Here is a 1,406-nt window from a genome sequence, read left to right on the forward strand (position 1 = left end):
GAATATGATTCATAGAATTCAGTTTTTGAGTCCGAAAGAATGTATTCAATCAGTTCAAAAAGTTGATTTTTATCTATGATTTCTGTTCTCTGCATTAGCTTTGCTCAAATTACACACAACGGTTTTGGCTATGATTTCGTTGCGGAAAAATCCGCAGGATTCTTTCCGCCGTAACCGAAAGATAGTAAAATTGCGTTGAATTCCGATTAGGAATTCAGCCGCAATGAATTATAGCCGTTGTTGTGTGTAGTTATTTTATTCTATTCACACTTATAACTCTATCTTGAATTTCTAAAAAATTCACAAAAGTCATAAAATAAACTAATTCAAAAGTCGTTTCCTTAAATCTTTCTGTCAACGCTTTAATTATATGTTTTTCAGTTTTCATAAATTGTCTTTCATCTCCCCAAATTATTAGGATTTCAGAATTCCCGTTGTTTTTGTCATTGTAAATTTTATCAGCGGTTTCTTGAACATCCTCTTTAAAGATTAAAACATTATCAAATCCATAATCTATGTAGATGTTATTGTCGCCAAAGAAGTTTGATTTGTTTCCTTTTGGAATTGGATAAAGATTATAACCTTCTGCAATATCTTTAAATTCTGTTTTGTTCAGGTAAAAATTCAGATACTCGTTTTTTGTAGTCAGTTTTCCAATATTTTCGGAAATTTTTTCAGCAATAACTTTCGCTAATTTCTTGTATTTTTTTATTGGTGCTTTTGGTACTTCGTCACTATCCCAAGGTGTTCCGATTTGAATGTTAATCTTAATTGGCGGTTTATATATGTCACTAATAAATCCAGATAGTTTTTCACAGATTCTTTTTGCTTGATTAAATCTCGATAAATAGTCACGTAAAACAAATTGAGTAACCTGTATGCCGTGAATTTTGTCGTCTAAATGAATTAATAAGTCTGGATTTTTATGGTCGTCCTTTTTGTTGGGTGAGAAATATAAAACTTTTCTTTTTTCTACTTCTCGAAGATATTTAGTGAATAAATGTCCGATTAAACTTTCTACTTTTTCAGTTTCATTTTCATCTACCCATTTCGGATTATTTTCTAATGCTCCATTTAACGAAAATGGCAATTTAAATCTTCCAATTAGTTGAGTTTTTCCTTTGTTAAGATTTTTGTTGAATTGCAACATTTGCGTTCTGATTGGTAATTACACACAACGTGTTCGTGTATGGTTAGTTGCGTGTTTAAGGAACTAATTTAGTAAACAAAAACGAACGCGAGAAAATTCCGAAGGAATTTTCCAAATAAGCACTTGCCAAAGCAATTAATTATACACGTCTTAAGTTTACAATCCATTAAATTTAGAGTTATAAACAGAAAAGACAAAAGAGAGGATCAAGGTTATTATACACGTAGAAGCCTAGACTTCGTCAACATTGAAAATC

The 1,406-nt window shown here is 30.8% G+C and carries 1 protein-coding gene; it reads right to left on the reverse strand.

Annotated features, from left to right (window positions below):
* Positions 1-250 precede the first annotated feature (250 nt).
* Positions 251-1,150, reverse strand: coding sequence for a hypothetical protein (locus ACFOSX_RS10915; protein ID WP_386100739.1), 900 nt, complete (start codon positions 1,148-1,150; stop codon positions 251-253).
* Between the last annotated feature and the right edge of the window lie 256 nt (positions 1,151-1,406).

The sequence above is a fragment of the Winogradskyella maritima genome (genome assembly GCF_042650215.1).
GTDB lineage: Bacteria > Bacteroidota > Bacteroidia > Flavobacteriales > Flavobacteriaceae > Winogradskyella > Winogradskyella maritima.

Bases quoted from the DNA above. Each gene is read 5' to 3' on its own strand.
- ACFOSX_RS10915 (WP_386100739.1), bottom strand. From the start codon at position 1,150: ATGTTGCAATTCAACAAAAATCTTAACAAAGGAAAAACTCAACTAATT.